Below are 24,499 nucleotides of genomic sequence, written 5' to 3'. Positions count from 1 at the left end.
ATTTCCGGGTTATGATTCCGATTCTTCCTGCTGCTCTTTCTTATGTGCGGCAGCATCCAGATATCCCTGCAAAATAAAGACTGCTGCTACCTGATCCAGATACTGCTTGCGGTCTTCCTTATGCACGCCGGTCTCTTCCAGGGTGCGGTCCGCCGCCATGGTAGTCAGTCTTTCGTCCCACATAATAACAGGCAGGCCTGTACGTCTCTCCAGCATTTCCTTGAATTCCAGAGATTTCTCGGCCCGCTCTCCTACGGTATTGTTCATGTTCTTCGGATATCCCAGAACGATCTCCGTAACCTGATACTCCGAAATGATCTCTTCAATACGTGCCAGTGTACGGCGAAGCTTGTTCTCCTGCTTGCGCCATACAGTCTCTACACCCTGGGCTGTCAGACCGAGAGGGTCGCTTACCGCAACTCCCACAGTCTTCGAGCCATAGTCCAGTCCCAGTACTCTCATATTACCGTTCCCAGGACTTGTTCTTGATATACTCGGTGAGAAGTTCCTCTACCAGCTCATCACGCTCCACTTTCATGATCATGCTTCTCGCACCCTTGTGGCTTGTGATATAAGTCGGGTCTCCGGACATAATATATCCTACGATCTGATTCACCGGATTGTATCCCTTCTCATCCATTGCATTGTACACCAGATCCAGGACTTCCTTTACCTGAAGCTCCTGATCCGGTTTTGTTCTGAAATACTGTGTATTTCCCAGATTATTTTCTGCCATTGTCTCTCACGTCCTTAAAATATATTCTTTTTTATTTTAATATATATTTACATAAATTACAATCTTAAATTTAACGCGGATTGCGAATACAAACTGTCAACATACGATTCAGCGCTTTATTTTACAACTTCACCGGTCATGATATGCTCTTCAAGGAACCTCTCTGCCTTTACTCTTATGATATCATTTACACCATAATTTTCAGATTTCGGTACCGCTGTTTTTATATATTCACGGCTGTGTCCCAGATACCAGGTCCGGCCATCGTTTGTATACTCTTCCTCGATCAGAACTTCCAGTTCTTTTCCGATCATGGACTTTTCATAATCACTTGCATGGCGGTGATGCATTTCGATCATCTTTTCGCTGCGTCGGGCTTTTTCAGCCTCTGTCAGCTGTCCGTCCATGGCAGCCGCCTTCGTTCCCTGCCTTCTGGAATATTTGAAGATATGGGTCTCATAAAAATGGATACCATCTACAAAATCATAAGACTTCTGGAATTCTTCTTCAGATTCCTGTGGAAAACCTACGATCACATCCGTAGTCAATGCCGGATTTCCATAGACTTCTCTTAAAAGCTCACACCGTTCTCTGTACTCCCCGCTTCTGTATCTGCGGTTCATCCTTTCCAGAGTCTCATCACAGCCGCTCTGCAGGGAAAGATGGAAATGTGGGCATACCTTTGGCAGCGCCGCGATCCCCTCGGCAAATTCTCTCGTAACGATTCCCGGTTCCAGAGATCCCAGGCGGATACGCTGGATTCCTTCGATCTCATGTACGGCACGGATAAGGGAAAGCAGTGTCTCTTTTTTCTCCTCCGGAAAATCTACGCCGTAGGAACTTAAATGAATTCCTGTAAGAACTACTTCCTTATACCCTTTTTCTGCAAGGGAATGGACTTCCTTCAGCACACTTTCAATGTTACGGCTTCTGACACGGCCTCTAGCATAAGGAATAATACAGTACGTACAGAACTGATTACATCCGTCCTGAACCTTGATGTATGCCCTTACATGTTCTGCTGTATGATCAATGGAAAGTTCCTCATACTCTTTTGTCTGATTGATCTTGATCACATGGGAACCATGGCCCGGTTTGTTTTCCGCATATTCGGCCAGTGCCTCCACAATATTGATCTTCTGGTTATTTCCCAGAACAAGATCAATGGCTTCGTCTTTTTCCAGTTTCTCGCCACCGGTCTGTACATAACAGCCCGTTGCCACCACGATCGCTTCCGGATTCATTTTTTTTGCTTTGTGGAGCATCTGTCTTGATTTTCTGTCTGCAATATTGGTTACTGTGCAGGTATTGATCACATAAATATCCGCTCCCGGCTCAAAAGGCACGATCTCATATCCCGCCTCCTCCAGAAGCTGCTGCATGGCCTCGATCTCATAGGCATTTACTTTGCAGCCAAGGTTGTGTAATGCAACTTTATTTCCCATTTTTCCTCACTTTTTTTACACTTTAACTAATTATTAAAACAATTTTTATCTCTTTTCACCTTGACTTTTTGGGTACTGACAGGTAAGATGAAAGCTGTAAAACAACAAAAATTTATCAAGGGAGGTTATTATAATGAAAACAGCTAAAATCTCACTGAATTCCATCGATAAGGTGAAAGCATTCGTAAACGAGATCAGCAAATTCGACTGCGATTTTGATTTAGTATCCGGAAGATATGTGATCGATGCAAAATCCATCATGGGTATCTTCAGCCTGGATCTTTCCAAGCCGATCGACCTCAACATCCATGCAGATGGCGCTGCTCTGGATAACGTAATGCAGATTATTTCCAAATATACAATCGACTAATCTATGATGTATATTTGAGAGGAACTGTATTGGATACAGTTCCTCTTTTTTCATGTTTTCAGAATTTTTCTGATCTCAATGATCTCCCTTTTTCTGATACCGTTTGATAATCCCAGGGAACCTCCAAAGCGGGGTTCCCTGATTGTTTTTTCTTACAGAAAAACAATCACTGAATTTCAATGATCTCTGTGGTATTCAGAGCAGTCTCCATCAGCTCATCGATCTTCTCAGAAAGTTTCTGCTCGGAACGGCGGATCACCTTAAGATTCGGCTTGGTTACCGGATGTTTTGCAACAAAGATGGTACAGCAGTCCTCAAACGGCTGAATGGATGTCTCAAAAGTATCGATCTTTCTGGAAATTCGAACAATCTCCTCTTTATCAAAACCGATCACCGGACGATATACCGGAAGTGTGCAGACCTCGTTTGTGGAAGCAAGACTCTGTAATGTCTGGCTTGCAACCTGACCGATACTCTCACCTGTGATCAATCCGAGACAGCGGTCTTTTTTTGCAAAATGCTCGGCAATACGCATCATGTATCTTCTCATAATGATGGTAAGCTCATCATGTGGGCACTGGTCGTAAATATAAAGCTGGATATCTGTAAAATTAACTACATGGAGACGGATCGGTCCGCTGTATTTGGCTACCAGGCGGGCAAGATCCACTACCTTCTGTTTTGCACGCTCGCTGGTGTAAGGCGGTGCATGGAAATATACCGCATCGATCTTAACGCCACGTTTTGCGATCATGTAACCGGCAACCGGGCTGTCGATTCCGCCAGAAAGAAGCAGCATGGCTTTTCCGTTTGTTCCGATAGGCATTCCGCCTGCGCCCGGAATGGTCTGGGAATATACATAGATCTTGTCACGGATCTCCACAGAAAGATCCAATTCCGGATGATGAACGTCTACACTTGCCTCCGGGAACGCATCCAGGATACGTCCGCCAAGCTCTGCGCTAACTTCCATGGAGCTGATCGGATAGGATTTCTTTGCACGGCGTGTCCAAACCTTGAAGCTTCCGTTAAAGTCCGGATGCCACTGTTTCATATAGCTTACTACGTCTTCGGCAAGTTTCTCAAAGCCCTGCTCTTCGTAGATCATAACCGGGCAGATACCTACGATACCGAATACGTGCTGCAGTGCGTCTACAGCCTCATCGTAATCATAATTCTCCGGGCAGAATACATAGACTCTTCCCTGCTCTTTTTTTACTTCAAAATCTCCCTCGATCTTGGAGAGCGCAATCTCCATCTGATGTACGAGAGCATCTTCAAAACGGTAGCGGTTTTTTCCCTTCAGGGCGATTTCCGCATATTTGATCAAAAATGCATGTACTAACATAAAAATTCCTTTCTTGTGTGTTCTCTATCGACGTGCATACCTGCGTAACATCGGGATGGTTTTTCCCAGGGCTTCCAGGCAGTAATCTACTTCTTCGAAAGTATTCTCCTCACAGAAACTGATGCGGACGGTACTCTCCACATCTGCTCTTGAAAGTCCCATAGCTGTCAGTGTTGCACTTGGTTTTCTCTTATGACTGGAGCATGCACTTCCTGCGGAAATATATACTCCGAATTCTTCCAGTGTATGGAGCAGGACTTCGCTTCGGACCCCGTGGAAAGTCACACTCATGATGTGCGGTGCCCCTTCTCTTAAAGGCATTCCGTTGATGGTGATGTCTCCAAGATTTGAAAGTCCCTCTGCCATCCGTTCTTTCAGGTCATAAAGGTGCTGTATTTTTTTATCAAAATCTGTATATACCATCTCTGCGGCAACGCCAAGGCCTGCAATTCCCGGTACATTGTCTGTTCCGGAACGCATGCCGTTCTGCTGTCCGCCTCCAAGGATCTGTGGCTGTACTCTTACTTTTTCGTTGATGTAGAGGAAGCCCACGCCTTTTGGTCCGTGGATCTTGTGACTGCTTACAGATAAAAGATCGATTCCCAGCTTTTTCGGATAGATACGGTACTTTCCGAAAGCCTGGATGGCATCTACATGGAAAAGCGCTTTCGGGCTTTTTTCGTGGACGAGCTTTCCTATCTCTTCTACCGGCATCACAGCTCCCACTTCGTTATTCACGTACATCACAGACACCAGGATCGTATCCGGGCGCAGAGCTGCTTCCAGCGCTTCCAGTTTCACAACTCCCTGATGATCCACAGGAAGGATGGTCACCTCATAACCCTGGTCTTTCAGATAGGCAAAAGGCTGAGCCACTGCCGCATGCTCCACTGCCGTTGTAATGATATGGTTTCCCATACGCTTGTTGGCTTCCACGCCGCCGATAATGGCAAGATTATCTGATTCTGTTCCACCGGAGGTAAAAAGAATCTCTTTTTCGTTAACTTTCAATAATTTTGCAAGGGTTTGGGCGCTTTTGCGGACGTAATTCTCCGCTTCCATTCCCTTTTTATGCATGGCAGAAGGATTTCCGAAATCTCCTGTCATGGTTTTGCAGACAATATCCTTTACTTCATCGAAGCATCTCGTTGTCGCGGAATTGTCAAAATATGCTTCCATAGTTTATTCATCCTCCAGTTGAAACATCAGAACAGAAAGTACTGCGAGTCCCGCAGTTTCTGTCCGTAAGATCCGGTGTCCCAGGGTGATCGGTTTCGCACCGGCTTCCATGGCATCTGCCACTTCCTGCTCTTCAAATCCACCCTCCGGGCCGATAAAAACACCGATGCTTTTTCCCGGTTCGATTGCCTGGATCAGTTCCTTTGTCTCTTTCATTCCTTTTGCAAGTTCGTAAGGGATCAGCAGAACATCCAGTTCTTTTGCGTAAGCAAGGGCTTCCTTAAATGTCATCACGGAATGGACTTCCGGAACAAGCATGCGCTTGGACTGTTTTGCCGCGCTTTCCGCGATCTGCTGCCAGCGGGATACCTTTTTTTCCGCTTTCCTGTTATCCAGTTTTACCACACATCGTCTGGTTGAAACCGGAACTACGGAGTATGCCCCAAGTTCCACTGCTTTCTGGATGATCAGTTCCATCTTATCCGCTTTCGGCAGGCCCTGAAAAAGATAAATGCGGTTTTTCAGCTCATAATCCGGCTCCTGGACATAGAGGATGTGGAGCAGCACTTCATCCTCCCCGGCATTTTCGATCACACAGTGATATTCTTTCTCCTTGTCGCTGATCCAGAGCTCCTCGCCTTTTTTCATGCGGAGCACGTTCACGATATGGTTCACATCACTTCCTGTGATGTGGATCTCATGTCTTTCCCCGTCGATCTGATGAGGTTCCACAAAAAATCGCTGCATGAGATCAGTCCTTTCTTGCTGTCACAGATACCCACTCGCCCTGATGAGTCACTTCTACCAGAGTCAATCCGGCGTCTTTTACAGCCTGTACTACAACGTCTTCTTTTACATCCAGGATACCGGATGTGATGTAGTACGCGCCTTTTTTCATCTGTGCAACGATCACCGGTGTCAGCGGTACCAGAACATCTGCCAGAATATTTGCAGTTACGATATCATATTTCTCATATCCTACCTGATCCTGAACGTCTTTGTCATCGATGATGTTTCCGATCATCATGTCAAAAGAGTTCTCCTCGATCTGGTTGGCTTCCTTATTCTCAGATACTGCCGGAACTGCACATGGATCAAGGTCTGTACCAACCACATGGCCTGCGCCAAGCTTCAGTGCAACGATCCCCAGGATTCCGCTTCCGGTTCCCACATCCAGAATCTCCATTCCCGGCTTCACAAATTTCTTCAGCTGACGGATCACAAGCTGTGTAGTCTCGTGCATTCCTGTACCAAAAGCTGTTCCCGGATCAATGTGAAGGATCATCTTGTCCTTATCCTCTGCCTTCACTTCTTCCCATGACGGTACAATCAGGATATCATCCACATAGAACTGATGGAAATACTGTTTCCAGTTGTTGATCCAGTCTTTATCCTCTGTCTGGGATTCTGTGATGGTAGCTTCTCCGATATCCACAAAGCTTCTTAAATCTTCCAGTGCTTCTTTTACATCTTTCAAAATGGCTTCTGTATCTGCATCCTCTTCCAGATAGAAATTCAGATATGCGATGCCGTCATCTGCCGGTCCTTCCGGCATGATATCCACGAACATCTGCGCTTTGTCCTCATCGGTCAGCGGCTGTTTATCCTGAATCTCCACACCTTCAATTCCCACCTCGGCAAGTGTGCAGATCACAATATCCTCTGCCTCTGTTTTTGTCTTAAGTGTAAAACGGTTCCATTTCATATTTCTATATCTCCTTATGCTGTATACACATTTACGGATTTCTTTTCCTGTCTGTTGCCTGTTTTCTGTTTCCCTGAAAACGGGCACTTCTTTTAATATACACGAATACAGAAAAAAAAGAAAGAGGCTTTTTATGCCTCTTTCCTGTTTTCATTTTATTTATTCCTCAAACATTTCCTTGACTTTCTCACGGAAACCTTTTTTCTTCTTTTCTGTTTTTTCAGATTTTTCGGAAGTCTCGGCTGTACTGTCTGCTGCCGGACGGTTGCCGCATGCAGCATCAAAAGCCTCCAGAGCTTTCTTTGCCTCCTCATTAAGGTTGGTCGGAGTCTGGACTACCAGTGTTACATAGTGATCACCACGAACGTTCTTGTTACGTAATGACGGAACACCTTTTCCTTTCAGGCGGATTCTTGTATCCGTCTGTGTTCCCGGCTTCACCTCATAGGAAACCTCACCGTCAACGGTATTGATCCGCATCTCACCGCCAAGTGCAGCCTGTGCAAATGTGATCGGAGCTGTTGAAAAGATATTCATATCCTGTCTCTGGAAAATCGGATGACGGGCTACATTTACCTCAACCAGCAGATCTCCTCTCGGTCCGCCGTTGGTTCCCGGCTCACCTTTTTCACGGATACGGATACACTGGCCATTGTCGATACCGGCCGGTACAGATACCTGGATCTTCTTTCTGGAAGAAGTATATCCGGTTCCACGGCAGGCACTGCATTTGTCCTTGATCACCTTACCGGTTCCGTTACAGTCCGGACAGGTCTGAACATTACGTACCATACCAAACATGGACTGCTGGGTGTAAACGATCTGGCCCTGGCCTTTACATTTCGGACATGTGACCGGTGATGTTCCCGGTTTCGCTCCGGTTCCGTGACATGTGGTACACTCATCTTTGAGAACAATCTCCAGCTCTTTCTCGCATCCGAAAACCGCTTCCTCAAAAGTAATGTTCACACGTGCACGAAGGTTGGCACCTTTCATCGGTCCATTGTTGGCCCGTCTGGTTCTGCCTCCGCCGCCGAACAGGTCTCCGAAGATATCTCCGAAGATGTCTCCCATATCCGCACCGTTGAAGTCGAATCCACCAAAGCCGCCGGCACCGCCTCCGCCGCCGTTTTCGAATGCTGCATGACCAAACTGATCATACTGTCTTCTCTTGTCGGCATCACTTAAAACGGAGTAAGCCTCTGTCGCCTCTTTGAACTTCGCCTCAGCCTCTTTATCACCCGGATTTACATCCGGGTGATATTTCTTGGCCAGCTTACGATATGCTTTTTTTAATGTTGCGTCGTCGGCGTTTTTATCCACACCTAAGACTTCATAATAATCTCTTTTATCAGCCATTGTAATTATTTCCTACTTGTCTTAGACTTCCTTGTAATCAGCATCTACAACATCATCGCCGTATCCTGCTTCATTTCCGCCCTGAGCACCAGCGTTTCCGCCCATGTTGCCCATATCCGGTCCAGGACCAGCCTGACCCTGAGCTCCCTGAGTCTGCTCATACATCTTGGAGAACAGTTTCTGAGCGCTCTCCATCATCTTCTCCTGTGCAGCCTTGATGTCTGCAACCTGAGAATCAGTAAGCTCCTGAGCATTTGCTGTCTGTGCAAGAAGATCTTTCAGTGCATTGAGGTCAGCCTCAACACTTGCTTTATCGTTTGCGTCAAGCTTGTCGCCAGCTTCTTTCAATGCATTCTCAACCTGGAATACCATGGAGTCTGCATTGTTTCTTGTGTCGATAGCTTCTTTACGTTTCTTATCCTGAGCCTCGAACTCAGCTGCTTCTTTGACAGCTTTGTCAATATCGGAATCAGACATATTGGAACCAGCTGTGATTGTGATGTGCTGCTCTTTGCCTGTTCCAAGGTCTTTAGCGGATACATTAACGATACCGTTGGCATCAATATCAAATGTTACCTCAATCTGCGGAACTCCACGACGTGCTGGCGGGATTCCATCCAGACGGAACTGGCCGAGGGATTTGTTGTCTTTTGCGAACTGACGCTCACCCTGTACAACGTTGATATCTACAGCTGTCTGGTTGTCTGCTGCTGTGGAGAAGATCTGGCTCTTCTTTGTAGGAATTGTAGTATTTCTCTCAATCAGACGAGTTGCGATACCACCCATTGTCTCGATGGACAGAGACAGCGGAGTAACATCCAGAAGAAGGATATCACCGGCACCTGCATCACCCGCAAGTTTACCACCCTGTACGGAAGCACCAAGTGCAACACACTCATCCGGATTCAGGTTCTTGCTCGGCTCTTTGCCTGTTAACTGTCTTACCTTATCCTGTACTGCCGGGATACGGGAAGAACCACCAACCAGAAGTACCTGGCCAAGCTCGGAAGCTGTGATACCTGCATCAGACAGTGCACGGCGAACCGGCTCAGCAGTCATCTCTACAAGATCATGTGTCAGCTCATCAAATTTAGCTCTTGTAAGGTTCATATCGAAATGCTTCGGTCCCTCAGCTGTAGCTGTGATAAACGGAAGGTTGATGTTTGTTGTTGTTGCGGAAGAAAGCTCTTTCTTAGCTTTCTCAGCTGCCTCTTTCAGTCTCTGAAGAGCCATCTTGTCGTTGCTTAAGTCTACGCCCTCTGTTCTCTTGAACTCGGAAAGCATGTAATCTGTAACTTTCTTATCAAAGTCATCTCCACCAAGACGGTTGTTACCAGCTGTGGAAAGAACCTCGATAACGCCATCACCAATCTCGATCACAGATACATCAAATGTACCACCACCAAGGTCGTATACCATGATCTTCTGCTCTTTCTCATTGTCAAGGCCATATGCAAGAGCTGCTGCTGTAGGCTCGTTGATGATACGTTTTACATCAAGACCTGCAATCTTACCTGCATCTTTGGTTGCCTGACGCTGAGCATCGTTGAAGTAAGCCGGAACTGTGATAACTGCCTCTGTTACTTTCTCACCAAGATATGCCTCTGCATCCTTTTTCAGTTTCTGAAGGATCATTGCGGAAATCTCCTGTGGAGAATATTTCTTGTCATCGATGGTTACACGGTAATCGGTACCCATCTCTCTTTTGATAGAGGAGATTGTTCTGTCTGCATTTGTAACTGCCTGACGTTTTGCAGGCTCACCTACCAGACGCTCTCCTGTTTTTGTAAATGCTACAACGGATGGTGTTGTTCTTGCGCCTTCTGTATTTGCGATAACTGTCGGCTGTCCACCTTCCATTACGGCTACACAGCTGTTTGTTGTACCTAAGTCAATACCAATAATCTTTCCCATGATTTTTTCCTCCTGTTTTAGTCTGTATCTGTTAAAATAAAGTTTGTTGTCAGTTAGTTCGCAACCTTTACCATACTGTGGCGTACTACGAAATCCTTGTAGGTGTAACCCTTCTGGAATTCTTCCACCACGATGTTCTCTCCAACCTCTTCATCCTCCACATGCATCACTGCATTGTGGAAATCCGGGTTGAATTCCTTTCCCACTGCTTCGATCGGCTTCACACCAAGCTCATCCAGTGTTGTGGTAAGCTGCTTGTAGATCATTTTCATTCCATCTGCAAAAGCATCACCTTCCTGTGCCTGTGCAAGACCTCTTTCGAAGTTATCCACAACCGGCAGGATCTTTTCAACGATCTCTTTTGCTCCGATAATGTACATGCTGGATTTTTCTTTTTCCGTTCTTTTACGGAAATTATCAAATTCAGCCATGGTACGCTTCAGGCGATCGGTAAGCTCCTCCACCTTCTGCTCAGATTTATCTTTTTTCTTCTTTCCGAAGAAGGAAGTTTTTGATTTTTCTTCTTTTTTATCCTCTGAGGCAGCTTCTTCGCCTGGAGTATTGTTTTCTTCCTCCGGCAGATCTTCTCCCTCCGGTGTCAGGTTTTCTTCTTCCTGATCTCCGTCAGTTACGGGGATTTCCTTCTCCGCTTCCTGCTCTTCGGATGTTTTCTTTGTTTCCTCCGACACTTTTTTTCTACCGCCTTTCTAAGTTTTCTTCTTTTTCAAAACGTCATCCAGATGATTCTTCAGTTCCTTCAGACTGTCCACTACATTCTCATAATCCATTCGTTTGGGACCGATGATCCCGATGGTTCCGTACATTCCGTCTCCCAGTTCATATCTGGCAGTTACAATGCTGCAGTCCTTCATGGTCTGGATCGGCATCTCATCACCGATGTAAACCTGGATTCCTGTATTCTCTCCATCTGACATCTGTTCTTTTACAAGATCGGCAAGTTCATGCTTCTCCTCAAATGCGGAGATCAGCTCCGTTGCCTTCTCTTTATCGGCAAGTTCCGGATACTTGAAGATGTTCGTTGCACCTGAAGTATAGATCTCCATATCTTCCTCTTCCACATGAATGGTGGCTGCCACTGCATCCAGAACCGTTGCCACCACACCGCTGTGGCTGCCTGCCTGTTCCTTCAGTCTGGCGATCATCCCAAGGTTGATATCCTGGATCGGGATCCCATTGAGATTGGTATTAAGAAGAAGATTCAGTTTCAGGATCGTCTGGTCGTCCATTTCCTCATCCAGATTGATGATCTGGTTCCGGACTGTGTTGTTGTCACTGACAACCACTGCCACAAGCTGAAGCTCGCTCATTCTCGACAGCTGGATGAACTTGATCTTGTTGCCGCTGTACTGCGGAACGGAAACCATGGTAGCATAGTTGGTATTGGAAGCAAGAACCTTCGCAACCTTCTTAAGCACCTTATCCATCTTATCTGTCTTCTCAATGATCAGATCTCGCAGCTCTGCAACCTCTGCTTCCTTCTCCTTCATCAGCTCATTGACGTAAAGTCTGTAGCCCTTATCAGAAGGAATTCTTCCTGCTGAGGTATGAGGCTGGACGATATAGCCCATATCTGTCAGGTCTGACATTTCATTTCGGATCGTTGCGGAACTTACATTGAGATCCGCATACTTGGAAATGGTCCTGGAGCCAACCGGTTCTCCGGTTTCCATATAGGTCTTGATGATTGCTTTCAAGATTTTTTGCTTGCGCTCATTCAACACCTCTTCCATGAAGCCATCTCCTTTCCTTTTTATTCTTCCTGACGGATGTTGATTCTTTTTTTATATCTGTTAGCACTCATTTTAGTGGAGTGCTAACATCTACAGTCTTTAAGATATCACCATGTAAAATATTTGTCAATATGTTTTGAAAAAAAGTTCTTATTTTTTCAAAACAAAAAAAGCATCAGTACGATGCTTTTTTGTAATACTGGTCTATGCAGTTCTGTGCCCCAGCAAAAAATTCCGCTTCTGTTTTCTGTCCCAGCACATATTTCTGAAATTCCGTCCCCATGGACGAAACAGCTTCTATGGAATCGGCACACAGTGGTCTTGCCTTCAGCTTATAATCTTTCAGATATTGCCGGATCATTTCAATGCCATCCAGATCAAAATTCTTATCCTCGATCACATCCAGTCTTGCCGGACACATTTTTGTCAGCTGTCCGTAATTTTTACTGGCCTCATATCCGGACACATACTGGAGGAACTTCAGAGCTGCTTCTTTATGATCAGAATTTTTATTCAGTACATACTGCCAGGTTGCGATATTGGTCACCTTCTCGTCAAATTCCGGAAATGGTGCCATATGGAGCTTATCTTTTCCATACACGCCTGCATTCTGAAAGGTACTCAACGCACCAGTATACATGAACATACATCCATACTGGCCGTTTATAAATTTTTCATTCAGCTGGTCATGCTGGTCGATCAGATTCTCCTCTGATATCATCCCTGTATCCAGCATTCGCTTCATATATTCTGCCGCTTCTCTTGTTTTCGGATCCGTCCAGTCTGTATAATCTCCTCCGAAAAAATCGACATACTCGCTGATACTATTATATATGTAAGAAATCTCCCATGCATCCCCGTATGCATATTTTCCCGTATTCTGAAGCTTTTTCTGAAGGATCTCAAGATCACTGAGACAGGAGAGTCTGTCCAGACCAGCCTGATCCAGCAATTCCTGGTTCACCCAGAATGCCATGATATCCATCCTGAACGGTACCGAAAAAATATGTCCGTCTGACATGCATATTTCTTTCAGGTATTCCTGTGGAAAATTCGCCGCTGTCTCCTCTGTCATAACCGTATCTTCCAGCGGAAGAAGAAATCCCTTATGCTTAAATTCGGATATCATCTCATCATTTACTGTGATCAGATCAACAGAATCATCTCCTGATGTCAGAAGAGTTGCTATTTTGGCCTGGCGATTGTCCGCATTAGACGGACATTTTTCGATATGGATCTCTATTCCAAGATCCTTTTCCGCCTGACTGATAAAAGAATCAAAGCCCTCTGTGTCTGCATCCATATGAAGGATCGTCAGTTCCTGTCTGTTCTCCGGCACAATATCAGATGCAGTCTCCTTCTTCTGGGCTCCACATCCTGTCACTGCCAGAGCCAGGGCAAATACCCCGCAAAATACCTGTTTTTTCAATCTCTACCACCCTTTTTATCTGGGCCATCTATCCTCTTTTGACATCAACGGCTGGAACGGTGCATGAGGAAGTGTCTGATACCAGTACGCTACACTTGCCACATCATCCTGTCGTTCAAACAGGCCACGGTATCCGACGCCTATCTGCTGGATCGTAACGCGAAGATCCTCTTCAAAGCAGATCGGATCCTGTAAGTGCCATCTGTAAAAGCCTCTCATTGGCGGGCAGTCATCATTATGATAAAAATTGTGGATCAGTTCGTCATGGGCAGAATAATACGGATATCCCAGATATGGTGTGTTATAATTCTGTTCCACGGTTTTTCCATCCACCTGTTTGGCAAAGCTCCAGGAACCCCCAAAGTAATCTTCCGTTCCTGTTCCGCAGATGGTCGGATACTCCTCATCTCCGTCAATATAAAATTTCATTTCTCCCTCGCCCCACCAGTAACGTTCCAGTGTGGTAAGTGCCATGTAGGTTCCTATATAATGGCCTTTTCCTTTTACTCCATCCAAAATTGTATAATCTTTTGTTTTTTCTGTCAACCGTTCCCGTCTCCACTGCGCATGGAAATAAGCAATATCGTCCGGAAGCTCATCATAGAGACAGTAATCTACCTGATAAAAGAAAGCCGGGATTTTATTTGCATGCTGGTTTTCCAGTGTGATCTTTGCTTTCTTCTTAAACGGCATCGGAAAATAGCAGTTAAAGCCCCTGTTTGGAACAACAGCCACCGGAACAGAATTTACAAAACATTCTCTTCCGAATCCGCAGCAGAAGAAATCACCCAGAGGACTTTCCACGGAAGGAGTTTCCTCGTCATCCCAGTACATACGGATCACAAGATCTCTCAGTACAAAGCAATCTGCCTCTGTAGTCTTGTTATCAACGGTGATCCAAATATGATTGATCTGTCCCGGTCCTTCCATTTCTGCCAGAGTTACCACAGCTCCCGGCTCAATATCCTTAAGACACGGGCTTCCTTTTCTGGACGGTCCGAGATGACTTGCAGCCATACCGCCTCTGCCTTTTTCTCCATGAGGATTTTCTGCGTTGATCGCACGGCTTTTTCCATGCTTTGCAAGTGCGATTCCTCCCAGTCCGCCTGTAAATGCCTGATACATATCTGTTTTCTCCTCTCTTTTGGAAATTAAAAATATTTACGCTTTTACTCCACCTGCCATGATACCATCCATGATCTGTTTCTCAAAAACAGCTACAAAGATAATGATCGGAAGAAGGATGATCCATCCCATGGCGCTGACAAGATCCCACGGAACTCCATACATGTTGTCACGTAACGGAAGCTGTACGATGGAAACAGAAAGTACCTGAATACCATTTGAATAAAACAACGGTGTGAAAAAGTTATTCAGACAGGTAATAAAGTTGATGATGCAAACCGTAGCAATCGCCGGCTTCATCAGCGGCAGAACGATCGTAAACAGTCTCTGTGAAAAAGATGCGCCGTCAATAGCAGCTGCCTCCTCCAGTGAGATCGGGATCTCACCGACAAAGTTTCTGAGGATCAGAACCGTAAACGGTATAACGGTACTGATATAAAGAAGGATAAGTCCCGGATATGTATCATACAGCTTTACCTTCTGCATAAACTCATACAGCGGGCGGGCTGTAACAACCTCAGGGATCAGCATGGTAGCCAGAACAAATGCAAATGCAACAGAAACTCCCTTTGAGTTAAATCTTGAAAAGCCATAAGCTGCCATTGCACACAGCACGGTGCTGATCACAAGAGTAAGACCGACGATCAGTACGGTGTTTCCAATCTTTGAAAGCAGTCCAACATTCTGTAGCAGAAATGTGTAGCTATCCAGTGTGGGATGATCCGGAAGATAATCAATCGGTGTTTTAAACAGTTCTCCTGCCGGTGTGATCGAAGAAATAAAGATCCAGTAGACCGGAAACAGGATCAGAAAAGCCACAATGGCAAACAGAACCCATCTTCCAACAGCTATCACTCCATGATAAACATTATATTTTCCTGTATTCTTCACGATAATTCCCCCCTAACTGTCAAACTTACTCATAACACGTATATTCAGCCAGCTGAAGATCGCCATTACAACAAACAGCAGCATAGCCAGCGCCGAAGCATATCCTACGTTTAGATTTGTAAATGCTTCTGTTGTGATCCTATATGCGATCAGCGCAGTATCCTCGCCAGGACCTCCGGATGTCATGGAATAAACCAGATCGAAGGTTGTCAGTCTCCAGAGTGTGAACGGAATACATAAAGTCAGGACATTTTTTGCTATCAGCGGAAGTGTGATCCGGAAAAAGCTCTGAATCCCGTTTGCACCGTCTACCTTTGCTGCCTCATAGATATCGCCGGAAATAAACTGAAGTCCGGAAAGTACAAGAATTGCAAAGAACGGAAGATCCTTCCACAGGTCCATTGCAATTACCGCTGCTCTTGCAGTACCTGTATTGATCAGCCAGCTGTTCTGGTATCCCGGTACAAACCAGCGGATAAAATCATTGATCAGACCATAATCATTGTTAAATGCCCATTTTGCAGCCATACCGGCTACTACTGCTGGCATAGCCCATGGGATCAGCACAATAGTCCTCAGAAAACGGCGGCCTTTGAATTTCATATTCAGGATCAGTGCCAGGATAACTCCGAGGATCACATGCAGGATCATGGAAACAACCACAAATATTGCCGTAAAGCTGATCGATGTAAGCACTTTAGGATCAGAAAATACCTTCAGGTAATTCTTGAAGCCTATAAATTCATTGATACCTGCAAGGATACTGATATTAAAGAAGCTGTTTTTCACAGTCATCAGAATGGGATATACTGTTGTAAAGCCTCTGATCAGTACAACCGGCAGGATCAAAAGCCATGGTATCCACTTCATAGTTTTTTTACTTATTGTCATGGAACTTTCCTCCCTGTTCATCAAGCAATGTAAAGCAGACTTTTACCTCTGCTTTACATTGCTGTTTTTTTATATCTTTTACTTATACATATCTACCACATCCTGAGCCTTCTTGCAGAACTCATCAACTGTGATCTCGTCTTTCATACAGGACTGGAAGATCGTTCCCATATCGGTGATAAATTCCATTGTCTGTGCCACCATCGGACGTCCCTGTACATTGCATTCATTTGCATATCTGCTGTACATTTCTTTTGCCGGGTCAGAATCCGGAACTACCTTCTCTGCAACATCCTTTCTTGCAGGATATCTGTCAAATGCTTTATAGGAAGCTTCCATTCCGCCTTCATCAGCCATATACTGAAGGAATTTCACAGCTGCATCTTTATTCTTGGATGCTTTGTTAAGAACATAGTTCCAAGAATCTGTAAAGATCGCACGCTCTCCCTTACCGCTGAAATCCGGTACCATTTCCATGTGGATCTTATCTGCGCCAAGCATATCTGCCTTTGCATAATCTGTTCCAAGGCCCCACATAAACCAGCATCCGTATTTTCCGTCATTGATCTTCGGATTCATCTGATCATATTTATCAGCAATCTGCTCAATGGAGGTTTCTTTATCAGCAACCAGATCATGGAGGAATTGAACCGCTTCCTTGTTTTCCTCTTTGGTCCAGTCAAAATAATCGCCGCCGAACATGTTTACAAACTGTGCAAGCTCGTTAAATGCATAAGTTTTCTCCCAGGAACCGCCGTAACCGAATCTTCCATCCTTGGAAACAGCCTTCATATACTTCATGAAGTCCTCTTTTGTATCAATGGACTTGATTCCGACCTCATCCATGATCTCCTGATTTACCCAGAATGCAAGATATCCTGCATAGCCTGGAACACCGACGATGTTTCCGTCCTTATCTGTGATCATATCCTTTACATATCCCTGAGCAAACTGATCAATGATATCATCTGTCATTACTGTATCATTCAGTCCTTCCAGCCATCCGGAATTTTTAAATGCCGCGCTCATCTCATCGTTGATCTCAATGACATCCACGGAAGTATCTCCTGTGGAAAGCATTGTGGTGATCTTCTGCTGACGGGTATCTGTATCTGTAGGTGCCGCAATTACATTAATGTTCAGGCCCGTGGCATCTTCCACATTTGCAAGCCAGTCCTCAAAATCCGGGTCTGTGGTGTTGACGCTGTATAAGGTAAGATCATATTTTTCCTTTGCGGAAACAGTAACCACGTTACCTGCCATACCCACAACCATCGCTGCTGCCAAAACTGCACTCATTACTTTTTTCTTCATATCTTTCTTCCTTTCTGGACATTTTCGTGTTTGTCCACACCTGTTTTTGATGGTTTAAGGATACCAGAGAGCCCCCTCATTCTAAATACAATATTTTATGATTTATTTATATTATTTTTCGTTCTCTTGTATTTTTGTTGTTAATTTTTTATAATCCTTTTATATAATCTATATTTGTAACGGCTTTTTTCACAGCTGGATTCGGTTTCATTAATTTGTTTTTGACATAAAGGAGAGTATGTACTATGAAATTCCACAAATGTATCCCACCCAGTTTTTCCTCATTTCGCTATAAGCTCCTGCTCGCATTTCTGATCGCAACTATGGTACCTCTGATTTCCCTGACCTTCATCAGCTATCACATTTCCTATAACATTGCCAGAGATCGTATCATCGATTCTGCCGTAATGACTGACAAGCAGCTGGTCTCTCAGCTGAACGACCGCCTCGGCCAGGTTGAAAATGTAGCAGATACCATACAGTTTCAAATGTACTCCCTAAATCATTCTTCCTCCAATAAGGTAGATGCACTGAAAAAATTCACCGCTGTGAAAAACAATATTTCGCTGTATAAATCCACATTCGATTTCTTCCATATATATGTTTTTCTGCAGCCCGCTCAGCTCGGTTCAAAAGAAGGCCTGTACTTCTTTTCCACAGATGAGCTTTCTGCATATGGTCTGGATAAAAATATTGTTTCCGGTTCAGGCTTTTCCTCTGTCTGGATACCGGTTTCCAATATGCCTCTGCCTAAAATACTGTCCACAAAAAAATCATCTGCCGATGTAATCCTCTGCGTCCGGGCACTGAAAAATCAGGCCACCGGTATTCTGGAATACGCCTACGGCATTGCTCTGGACACCTCAGAGCTTACCACTTATCTGCAGCCTGCTGCTCTGGATTCCCGCATATACAGCTACATTCTCACAGATCACGGAGAGATTGCAGCGAAAAATACATCCTCACTGAATTTATCCGAAATTTCCAAAGCACAGTTTCAGAAACTCAAAGAAAATGCAGATTCTTCTTTTCACAGCGGCGACAAATATTATAACTGCTGCACCTTAAGCAATGGCTGGCTCCATGTTACCGAAATCCCGGAAAGCTATATTCAGGGCAACACGCACATCCTGATCCGTGCCTTACTGATCACTGTCCTTATTTTTTTGCCCCTTACTGTTATCATCGTTATCCTGTTTTCCGAAAATCTTACCCGGAAGATCACTGCACTTTCCTATGCAATGGAAGCCTTTCAGCTGGGACATGACCCGGAACATCTATCTATCGTTACTGTTCCCCACCCGGATGATCCTTCCAGGTATGATGAGATTGACAGACTGGGCATCACCTTTGAAGATATGCAGCACACAATAGCCGGAAACCTGAAATCCATTGTAAATCTTTCCGTAAACGAAGAACGTCTGAAATACCAGCTGCTCCAGTCACAGATCAATCCGCATTTTCTTTACAATATCCTGGGATCGATCCGTACCTGCCAGTCCCTTGGAAAGCTTGACATTGCTGATCAGATGATCGCAGATTTGACTGCCTTTTACCGTCTTACCCTGCGTAAATCAAAGGAACTTATTCCTATTAAAGATGAATTGGAAATTGCCCGGCTTTATCTGGAAATGGAAAAGCTCTGTCATAAAGATAATCTGGACTGGGAGATCGAAGCAGAAGATGGAATCGAAAATTTCCTGATCTGCAAGTTTACACTTCAGCCATTTCTCGAAAATTCCATTCTGCACGGGATTTCTTCGGGCACACCAGCTGTTTTCATTTCGATCCATGTTCTTTATGGCGATGATACGGTTGTGATCTCCATTGAGGACAACGGTGCCGGCATGGACTCTGAAACCCTTGCACAGCTGCGCCATGCTATTGAGCATAATGTTATTGATTATGAGAAGCATTTTGGAATTTCCAACGTAAGTTCCCGTATTTCCAACCCATTATACGGAAACGGTTCCGTAAGGATCCGCAGCAACCCCGGAAACGGCACATACGTCACCATTGAATTCGAACAGATGGAGGAAGATATCGATGAAAAAAATAATGATCGTAGATGATAATTACTTATCTGCAGAAGGTATCGAAAAAAACATAGACTGGGAAACGCTGAATGCAGAGATCATCCATGTCTGCTACAATGGAACCTCTGCTATCGAAGCCATGAAAAAAGAACCGGCAGATCTGATCATTTCTGACATTGAAATGCCTGATCTTGACGGCATTTCCATGAGCCGTCAAGCTCTTGAGATCAATCCTATGGTGAAGATCATCCTGATCAGTGCATATGATAAATTTGAATATGCAAGACGCGCTCTGCTCCTCGGTGCTCTGGATTATATCGAAAAGCCTCTGGATTATGCCTATCTTATCCAGAAGGTAAAAAACGCTTTTGCACTGATGGAAAAGGAACAGAAAAATCTCCAGCTTCTGAAACAAAGCAGGCCTCTTCTTACGGAAAAATTTTTCCGCGAGATCACACACCTTCCGTCTTCTGAAGCAGCCTACCGGCTGAAGCCTTATCTTAAGTATCTGAACCTGGAGCTGAATTATGATTTTTATGCAGTTGTTATTCTGGAGCTTGAAAATGCTCCGGATCTAAAAGCTGTTTACGGGATTGAAAAGTTTCAGATGGAGCTTTTCAACCTTCAGGATCTGATAACTGAGGAAACCGCTTCTCTTGATTTTGTGTATCTTCTCCCGGATATGGATGGCTATCTGTGCATTCTGGGACACAGCGGCTGTCAGTCCAACAGCTTCCGCCAGCTTACCAGCGGACTTATTTCCTCAATCGCAGATGCCTGCCAGCCACTGGGACTTTCTCTCAACGCAGGTATTGGAACAATTGTCCAGGATTTCTGGAACCTGAACCATTCTTATAAAAGCGCCGTACATGCACTGGAATACAGATTCTTTTTCCCGCATCAGAATATCTTTGACGGAAGAGAGGCTCTGGGTTCCGATCTGTCTGTTGCAGATTTTTCAGATACAAAGGAGGATGAACTGATCCGGCTTCTCTGCAAAAAGGATACCGCTGCCATAGATCTCTGGTTTCAGAATTTTTCCGACTGGCTCACTCAGAAATTTCGCACAAAGAATTTCGCTTTCATACAGATTTATTCTCTTCTTGGCCGGATCCTGAAATTTTTCTATGAATTAAATCTGGATACGCATGACCTTGAAGCTAAAATTTTGTATGTTTACAACCACATAAATGAGTTTCATAATACGGAAGAGCTATGTCAATGGCTGAAGGATCTGTGCCATCTTTTATGCCGGAAGCTTGATTCCTCCATGAATGATTATCACCAGAAGCTCTGTGAACTGGTGATTTCCTATATCAACGAACACTACACTGACAATACGCTCTGCCTCAATGATATTGCTGCCTCTGCCAATGTAAGCCCTGCTTATTTAAGTGCTCTTTTCAAAAAAAATCAGGGAATCAGTCTCAGTGACTTTATCACATCTCAGCGAATTTCCGCAGCCGCCCGTTACCTGACTACGACTACTATGAGTCTGAAGGAGATCAGCCTGAAATGTGGTTATGCCAATCAATATTATTTCAGCACCAGCTTCAAAAAGAAAATGGGGATCACCCCTTCCGCCTATCGGGAACAGCATACATAACTTCTTCTCTTCTTTATAACAAAGTTACTGGCACAAATGCCAGTGCCCTTCTCCGGAATTTTACTTATAATCAATCAATAAAGAGAACCATCATATTTTTTCGAAGGAGGGATTGCTATGAAAAAATGGAAAAAAATCCTGATATCTCTGATAACAGTCTTTGTACTGGCCATTCTTCCGGCAGAATCGGCAATTCTGCCTGGCACAGTCTGTGTTACAGAGGCCGCTCCCAGGATCAGTTCTTCCAAGCTTACCATGATCAAGGGGCAGAGCAGAACACTGAAGATCACCGGTCTCAAAAAAGGGCAGAAGATCTCCTGGAAGAGCAGCAATTCCAAGATCGTCGCTGTAAACAAAGCTGGCAAGCTTCAGGCTAAGGCTAAAGGCTCTGCCACCATTACAGGAACCGTTTCCAAAAGGAAATACACCTGCAAAGTCACTGTACAAGCCCCGAAGCTGAACAAAACCGCAGTAACTCTGAAAGTCGGTCAGACATACCAGCTGAAGCTTAGCGGTACCAATCAGAAGATCACCTGGAAGAGCAGCAATTCCAAAATCGTCACTGTAAACAAAGCAGGCAGGCTTTCTGCAAGATCTGCAGGAAATGCTACAATTACTGCTCAGGTAAACGGAATCCGCTTTGTCTGCAAGGTTAAGATACAGAAAAAAGCTGCTCCAGCAAAGCCAGCTCCCACTGCTGCTCCGGCAAAACCAGCCCCTACTGCTGCTCCGGCAAAACCAACCCCTACCGCAGCTCCGAAGCCCGGCATAAAATTAAAAAACCACATTCTGAGCAAAGGCAAAAAGACCAGTGATGGAAGCGTGAAAATCGAGCTTAACACACACGATGAATCAAAAAAAATCGATATGGATTTAGGCGGTTTGGGTTCATCTTCTTCTATGCAGGTTTCCGTAGATGAATATCGAAGTATCACATACATTCCAAAAAACAACAGTTTTAAATTCTATTTCCGGTTTTCCAGCCATGATGATTTAAAAAGTGATATTACTTTGACTTTCCCGATGAATTCTACTGCGGCTTCCTTAAACTTTTATTTTTACATGAGCATACTTCCTGATGATGAATCCGGTACACTGATCGCCACTATGAGCAGCTCCGCTCCGCTTTCCGCCATCAGGAATGAATCCTCTAATTTATCCTTCCACTTCCAGAAGCTTACAGATCCTTATGAGGTCCTGACACAAAAAGATGCTTCCGAGCTTGCCAACGACACTCTGGATATGGCTGTTCCATATTGGGCTGATCTTCTCAAGGGCTCCGGCATCACCCTGCGCTCCCTGGGCTTTTCAACTACAAAATAAGCTTTTCCCAAAAACAGATCGAGCATACCCGACAACACCCCTGGCTGTAACAGCCAGGGGTGTTGTACTGTCAGCTGCTTCGCAGCCTATTCCGTTAATTCTTCCAAATTCTTTTTTAATTCGAGCATCTTGTCTCTCAGCTCAGCAGCCTGCTCGAAATTCAGGTCTGCTGCCGCAGCACGCATCTGCTTCTCTACTTGAGCGATCACCTTCGTCAGTTCTTTTCGGTTCATGGATTCCGGATCCTTTTTAAGCTTCACTTCTGTCTCTGCCACCTTCTTCGAAACAGCGATCAGATCACGGACCGCCTTCTTGATCGTGGTTGGAGTGATGCCATGCTCCCTGTTGTAAGCCTCCTGTATCGCTCTCCTTCTTTCTGTCTCCGAGATTGCTTTTTCCATGGATTCTGTCATATTATCTGCATACATGATCACATGGCCTTCGCTGTTCCGGGCAGCACGGCCGATAGTCTGTACCAGGGATGTTTCCGAACGAAGGAAGCCTTCCTTATCTGCATCCAGGATCGCTACCAGCGTGATCTCCGGAATATCCAGTCCTTCTCGCAGAAGATTGATCCCGACTAGCACATCAAACACATCCAGGCGCATATCGCGGATGATTTCCGCACGCTCCAGAGTGTCAATATCTGAATGAAGGTATCGGACACGGATTCCCAGATCCTTCATATAATCGGTAAGGTCCTCTGCCATACGTTTGGTCAGGGTCGTGATCAGGACTTTATTTTTCTTTTCAATTTCCTTATTTACCTCTGCTACAAGATCATCGATCTGTCCTTCGATCGGACGCACCTCCACCTTCGGATCAAGAAGCCCTGTAGGACGGATGATCTGCTCTGCGCGGAGAAGCTCATGGTCATATTCATATTCTCCCGGTGTCGCAGATACAAACATTACCTGGTCAAGCTTGTTCTCGAATTCATCAAAGCTCAATGGACGGTTATCCTTGGCAGACGGAAGTCGGAAGCCGTAATCCACCAGTGTCTGTTTACGGCTCTGATCACCGGCATACATACCGCCAACCTGGGGAACTGTCTTATGGGACTCATCTATAATAAGTAAAAAATCATCTCCGAAGTAATCCATCAGTGTATACGGCGGCTGCCCCGGTGCAAGCCCGGTCAGATGTCTGGAATAATTCTCGATTCCGGAACAGAATCCTGTTTCCTTCATCATTTCCACATCAAAGTTGGTTCTCTCGGCAATTCGCTGGGCCTCGATCAGCTTGTCCTCACTTTTGAAATATTCCACCTGATGTTTCATCTCTTCCAGGATGGCATCTGCCGCACGGCGGATCTGCTCCTGAGGCACAACATAATGGGACGCCGGAAAAATCGCCGCATGGCTTTCCACACTTTTGATCTCACCGGTAAGCACATCGATATCTGTGATCCGCTCGATCTCATCGCCAAAAAATTCCACACGCACTGCCCGGTCTGTAGAGTTAGCTGGAAAGATTTCCAGCACATCGCCACGCACCCGAAAAGTTCCTCTATGAAAATCCATCTCATTTCTTGTGTACTGGATATCGATCAGCTGTTTGATAACCTCATCACGGTCCTTCTCCATTCCAGGGCGAAGAGAGATCATCATATCAAAAAACTCCTGAGGTGCACCTAAGCCATAGATACAGGATACCGACGAAACCACGATCACATCCTTGCGCTCACATAAGGCTGCTGTAGCGGAGAGACGGAGCTTATCGATCTCATCGTTAGTGGATGCGTCCTTAGCGATGTAGGTATCTGTGGACGGGACATAAGCCTCCGGCTGATAGTAATCGTAGTAGGAGACAAAATATTCTACTGCGTTTTCCGGGAAGAATTCTTTCATCTCGCCGTAAAGCTGTGCCGCCAGTGTTTTATTATGGGCAAGTACCAGAGTTGGCTTGTTTAACTGGGCAATGACATTCGCCATGGTGAAGGTCTTACCGGAGCCGGTGACACCAAGCAAAGTCTCAAACTGGTTGCCTTCTTTAAATCCCCTGACCAGTTTCTCGATTGCCTGAGGCTGGTCGCCGGTGGGTTGGTATTCGGAGTGTAATTTGAAATGATCCATGT

The 24,499-nt window shown here is 45.1% G+C and carries 21 protein-coding genes; 4 read left to right on the top strand and 17 right to left on the bottom strand.

Translation table 11 applies throughout. The features are described from left to right. Positions 1 to 9 precede the first annotated feature (9 nt). The 3 genes from ruvX to mtaB form a co-directional block, all read right to left on the bottom strand. A complete protein-coding gene (gene ruvX, locus AC04Q6_RS13395) occupies positions 10 to 462 on the bottom strand; it encodes a Holliday junction resolvase RuvX (RefSeq protein ID WP_021977653.1) in 453 nt (150 codons plus the stop codon). Position 463: 1 nt separating this feature from the next. Beyond that, positions 464 to 736 (bottom strand): IreB family regulatory phosphoprotein, encoded by a 273-nt coding sequence (locus tag AC04Q6_RS13390; protein WP_015527087.1) that lies wholly within the window; start codon positions 734 to 736, stop codon positions 464 to 466. Positions 737 to 852: 116 nt separating this feature from the next. After that, entirely contained in the window at positions 853 to 2,181 is a 1,329-nt protein-coding gene (mtaB, locus tag AC04Q6_RS13385) for a tRNA (N(6)-L-threonylcarbamoyladenosine(37)-C(2))-methylthiotransferase MtaB (RefSeq protein WP_118170430.1), read from the bottom strand. 133 nt (positions 2,182 to 2,314) lie between these two features. On the opposite strand from mtaB, the gene AC04Q6_RS13380 reads away from it, so the two are divergent. Continuing rightward, on the top strand, positions 2,315 to 2,551 hold the full coding sequence (locus AC04Q6_RS13380; RefSeq protein ID WP_015527084.1) for an HPr family phosphocarrier protein: 237 nt from the start codon (positions 2,315 to 2,317) through the stop codon (positions 2,549 to 2,551). A 166-nt stretch (positions 2,552 to 2,717) separates the two neighbouring features. Here AC04Q6_RS13380 and thiI read toward each other — a convergent pair whose 3' ends face one another. The 13 genes from thiI to AC04Q6_RS13315 all read right to left on the bottom strand — a co-directional run bounded on the left by thiI (position 2,718) and on the right by AC04Q6_RS13315 (position 17,457). After that, positions 2,718 to 3,899, bottom strand: coding sequence for a tRNA uracil 4-sulfurtransferase ThiI (thiI, locus tag AC04Q6_RS13375; protein WP_118513087.1), 1,182 nt, complete (start codon positions 3,897 to 3,899; stop codon positions 2,718 to 2,720). A gap of 24 nt (positions 3,900 to 3,923) precedes the next feature. Beyond that, positions 3,924 to 5,078 carry a cysteine desulfurase family protein gene (locus tag AC04Q6_RS13370; protein WP_119247842.1) on the bottom strand — a complete coding sequence of 385 codons (1,155 nt, stop codon included), beginning with the start codon at positions 5,076 to 5,078 and terminating at the stop codon, positions 3,924 to 3,926. A 3-nt stretch (positions 5,079 to 5,081) separates the two neighbouring features. Next, a complete protein-coding gene (locus AC04Q6_RS13365) occupies positions 5,082 to 5,825 on the bottom strand; it encodes a 16S rRNA (uracil(1498)-N(3))-methyltransferase (RefSeq protein WP_118062783.1) in 744 nt (247 codons plus the stop codon). Between the two features lie 4 nt (positions 5,826 to 5,829). Next, positions 5,830 to 6,783, bottom strand: a complete 954-nt coding sequence (prmA, locus tag AC04Q6_RS13360) for a 50S ribosomal protein L11 methyltransferase (RefSeq protein ID WP_118062782.1) — start codon at positions 6,781 to 6,783, stop codon at positions 5,830 to 5,832. A gap of 159 nt (positions 6,784 to 6,942) precedes the next feature. Then, positions 6,943 to 8,142: a molecular chaperone DnaJ gene (gene dnaJ, locus AC04Q6_RS13355; protein WP_021977659.1), complete on the bottom strand. Its 1,200-nt coding sequence runs from the start codon at positions 8,140 to 8,142 to the stop codon at positions 6,943 to 6,945. Positions 8,143 to 8,163: 21 nt separating this feature from the next. Further along, positions 8,164 to 10,056, bottom strand: coding sequence for a molecular chaperone DnaK (dnaK, locus tag AC04Q6_RS13350; protein ID WP_015527076.1), 1,893 nt, complete (start codon positions 10,054 to 10,056; stop codon positions 8,164 to 8,166). 53 nt (positions 10,057 to 10,109) lie between these two features. Next, entirely contained in the window at positions 10,110 to 10,745 is a 636-nt protein-coding gene (grpE, locus tag AC04Q6_RS13345) for a nucleotide exchange factor GrpE (protein WP_059085388.1), read from the bottom strand. A gap of 18 nt (positions 10,746 to 10,763) precedes the next feature. Beyond that, a complete protein-coding gene (hrcA, locus tag AC04Q6_RS13340; RefSeq protein ID WP_015527075.1) occupies positions 10,764 to 11,807 on the bottom strand; it encodes a heat-inducible transcriptional repressor HrcA in 1,044 nt (347 codons plus the stop codon). A 175-nt stretch (positions 11,808 to 11,982) separates the two neighbouring features. Continuing rightward, positions 11,983 to 13,236: an ABC transporter substrate-binding protein gene (locus tag AC04Q6_RS13335; RefSeq protein WP_243003860.1), complete on the bottom strand. Its 1,254-nt coding sequence runs from the start codon at positions 13,234 to 13,236 to the stop codon at positions 11,983 to 11,985. A 15-nt stretch (positions 13,237 to 13,251) separates the two neighbouring features. Then, entirely contained in the window at positions 13,252 to 14,361 is a 1,110-nt protein-coding gene (locus tag AC04Q6_RS13330; protein ID WP_021976674.1) for a glycoside hydrolase family 172 protein, read from the bottom strand. Between the two features lie 36 nt (positions 14,362 to 14,397). Then, positions 14,398 to 15,252, bottom strand: a complete 855-nt coding sequence (locus AC04Q6_RS13325) for a carbohydrate ABC transporter permease (protein ID WP_288787854.1) — start codon at positions 15,250 to 15,252, stop codon at positions 14,398 to 14,400. 12 nt (positions 15,253 to 15,264) lie between these two features. After that, complete coding sequence (locus AC04Q6_RS13320) at positions 15,265 to 16,143, bottom strand: carbohydrate ABC transporter permease (RefSeq protein WP_021976676.1); 879 nt, start codon at positions 16,141 to 16,143, stop codon at positions 15,265 to 15,267. A 78-nt stretch (positions 16,144 to 16,221) separates the two neighbouring features. Continuing rightward, positions 16,222 to 17,457, bottom strand: a complete 1,236-nt coding sequence (locus tag AC04Q6_RS13315; protein ID WP_021976677.1) for an ABC transporter substrate-binding protein — start codon at positions 17,455 to 17,457, stop codon at positions 16,222 to 16,224. 245 nt (positions 17,458 to 17,702) lie between these two features. On the opposite strand from AC04Q6_RS13315, the gene AC04Q6_RS13310 reads away from it, so the two are divergent. From AC04Q6_RS13310 to AC04Q6_RS13300, 3 genes are all read left to right on the top strand, one after another. Next, complete coding sequence (locus tag AC04Q6_RS13310; protein ID WP_476389723.1) at positions 17,703 to 19,529, top strand: histidine kinase; 1,827 nt, start codon at positions 17,703 to 17,705, stop codon at positions 19,527 to 19,529. Further along, on the top strand, positions 19,504 to 21,099 hold the full coding sequence (locus AC04Q6_RS13305; protein ID WP_242981952.1) for a response regulator: 1,596 nt from the start codon (positions 19,504 to 19,506) through the stop codon (positions 21,097 to 21,099). Before AC04Q6_RS13310 ends, AC04Q6_RS13305 begins: the two co-directional genes overlap by 26 nt. A gap of 117 nt (positions 21,100 to 21,216) precedes the next feature. Continuing rightward, a complete protein-coding gene (locus tag AC04Q6_RS13300) occupies positions 21,217 to 22,422 on the top strand; it encodes an Ig-like domain-containing protein (protein ID WP_476389722.1) in 1,206 nt (401 codons plus the stop codon). An 86-nt stretch (positions 22,423 to 22,508) separates the two neighbouring features. On the opposite strand, the gene uvrB is transcribed toward AC04Q6_RS13300, so the two are convergent. Next, positions 22,509 to 24,497: an excinuclease ABC subunit UvrB gene (gene uvrB / locus AC04Q6_RS13295; protein ID WP_021976681.1), complete on the bottom strand. Its 1,989-nt coding sequence runs from the start codon at positions 24,495 to 24,497 to the stop codon at positions 22,509 to 22,511. Positions 24,498 to 24,499: the final 2 nt, after the last annotated feature.

The organism is Blautia sp. HA9023 (assembly GCF_056504095.1).
The sequence above is the reverse complement of the archived record's forward strand: the minus strand, read 5'-3'. Positions and strand labels throughout refer to the sequence as shown.

What these genes read in the sequence shown, in the direction of transcription:
- dnaJ (WP_021977659.1), bottom strand. Translation starts at nt 8,142, where the DNA reads ATGGCTGATAAAAGAGATTATTATGAAGTCTTAGGTGTGGATAAAAAC.
- uvrB (WP_021976681.1), bottom strand. Translation starts at nt 24,497, where the DNA reads ATGGATCATTTCAAATTACACTCCGAATACCAACCCACCGGCGACCAG.
- prmA (WP_118062782.1), bottom strand. Translation starts at nt 6,783, where the DNA reads ATGAAATGGAACCGTTTTACACTTAAGACAAAAACAGAGGCAGAGGAT.
- AC04Q6_RS13370 (WP_119247842.1), bottom strand. Translation starts at nt 5,078, where the DNA reads ATGGAAGCATATTTTGACAATTCCGCGACAACGAGATGCTTCGATGAA.
- AC04Q6_RS13330 (WP_021976674.1), bottom strand. Translation starts at nt 14,361, where the DNA reads ATGTATCAGGCATTTACAGGCGGACTGGGAGGAATCGCACTTGCAAAG.
- AC04Q6_RS13365 (WP_118062783.1), bottom strand. Translation starts at nt 5,825, where the DNA reads ATGCAGCGATTTTTTGTGGAACCTCATCAGATCGACGGGGAAAGACAT.
- mtaB (WP_118170430.1), bottom strand. Translation starts at nt 2,181, where the DNA reads ATGGGAAATAAAGTTGCATTACACAACCTTGGCTGCAAAGTAAATGCC.
- AC04Q6_RS13315 (WP_021976677.1), bottom strand. Translation starts at nt 17,457, where the DNA reads ATGAAGAAAAAAGTAATGAGTGCAGTTTTGGCAGCAGCGATGGTTGTG.
- AC04Q6_RS13320 (WP_021976676.1), bottom strand. Translation starts at nt 16,143, where the DNA reads ATGACAATAAGTAAAAAAACTATGAAGTGGATACCATGGCTTTTGATC.
- AC04Q6_RS13380 (WP_015527084.1), top strand. Translation starts at nt 2,315, where the DNA reads ATGAAAACAGCTAAAATCTCACTGAATTCCATCGATAAGGTGAAAGCA.
- AC04Q6_RS13390 (WP_015527087.1), bottom strand. Translation starts at nt 736, where the DNA reads ATGGCAGAAAATAATCTGGGAAATACACAGTATTTCAGAACAAAACCG.
- AC04Q6_RS13300 (WP_476389722.1), top strand. Translation starts at nt 21,217, where the DNA reads ATGAAAAAATGGAAAAAAATCCTGATATCTCTGATAACAGTCTTTGTA.
- dnaK (WP_015527076.1), bottom strand. Translation starts at nt 10,056, where the DNA reads ATGGGAAAGATTATTGGTATTGACTTAGGTACAACAAACAGCTGTGTA.
- AC04Q6_RS13305 (WP_242981952.1), top strand. Translation starts at nt 19,504, where the DNA reads ATGAAAAAAATAATGATCGTAGATGATAATTACTTATCTGCAGAAGGT.
- thiI (WP_118513087.1), bottom strand. Translation starts at nt 3,899, where the DNA reads ATGTTAGTACATGCATTTTTGATCAAATATGCGGAAATCGCCCTGAAG.
- ruvX (WP_021977653.1), bottom strand. Translation starts at nt 462, where the DNA reads ATGAGAGTACTGGGACTGGACTATGGCTCGAAGACTGTGGGAGTTGCG.
- hrcA (WP_015527075.1), bottom strand. Translation starts at nt 11,807, where the DNA reads ATGGAAGAGGTGTTGAATGAGCGCAAGCAAAAAATCTTGAAAGCAATC.
- AC04Q6_RS13310 (WP_476389723.1), top strand. Translation starts at nt 17,703, where the DNA reads ATGAAATTCCACAAATGTATCCCACCCAGTTTTTCCTCATTTCGCTAT.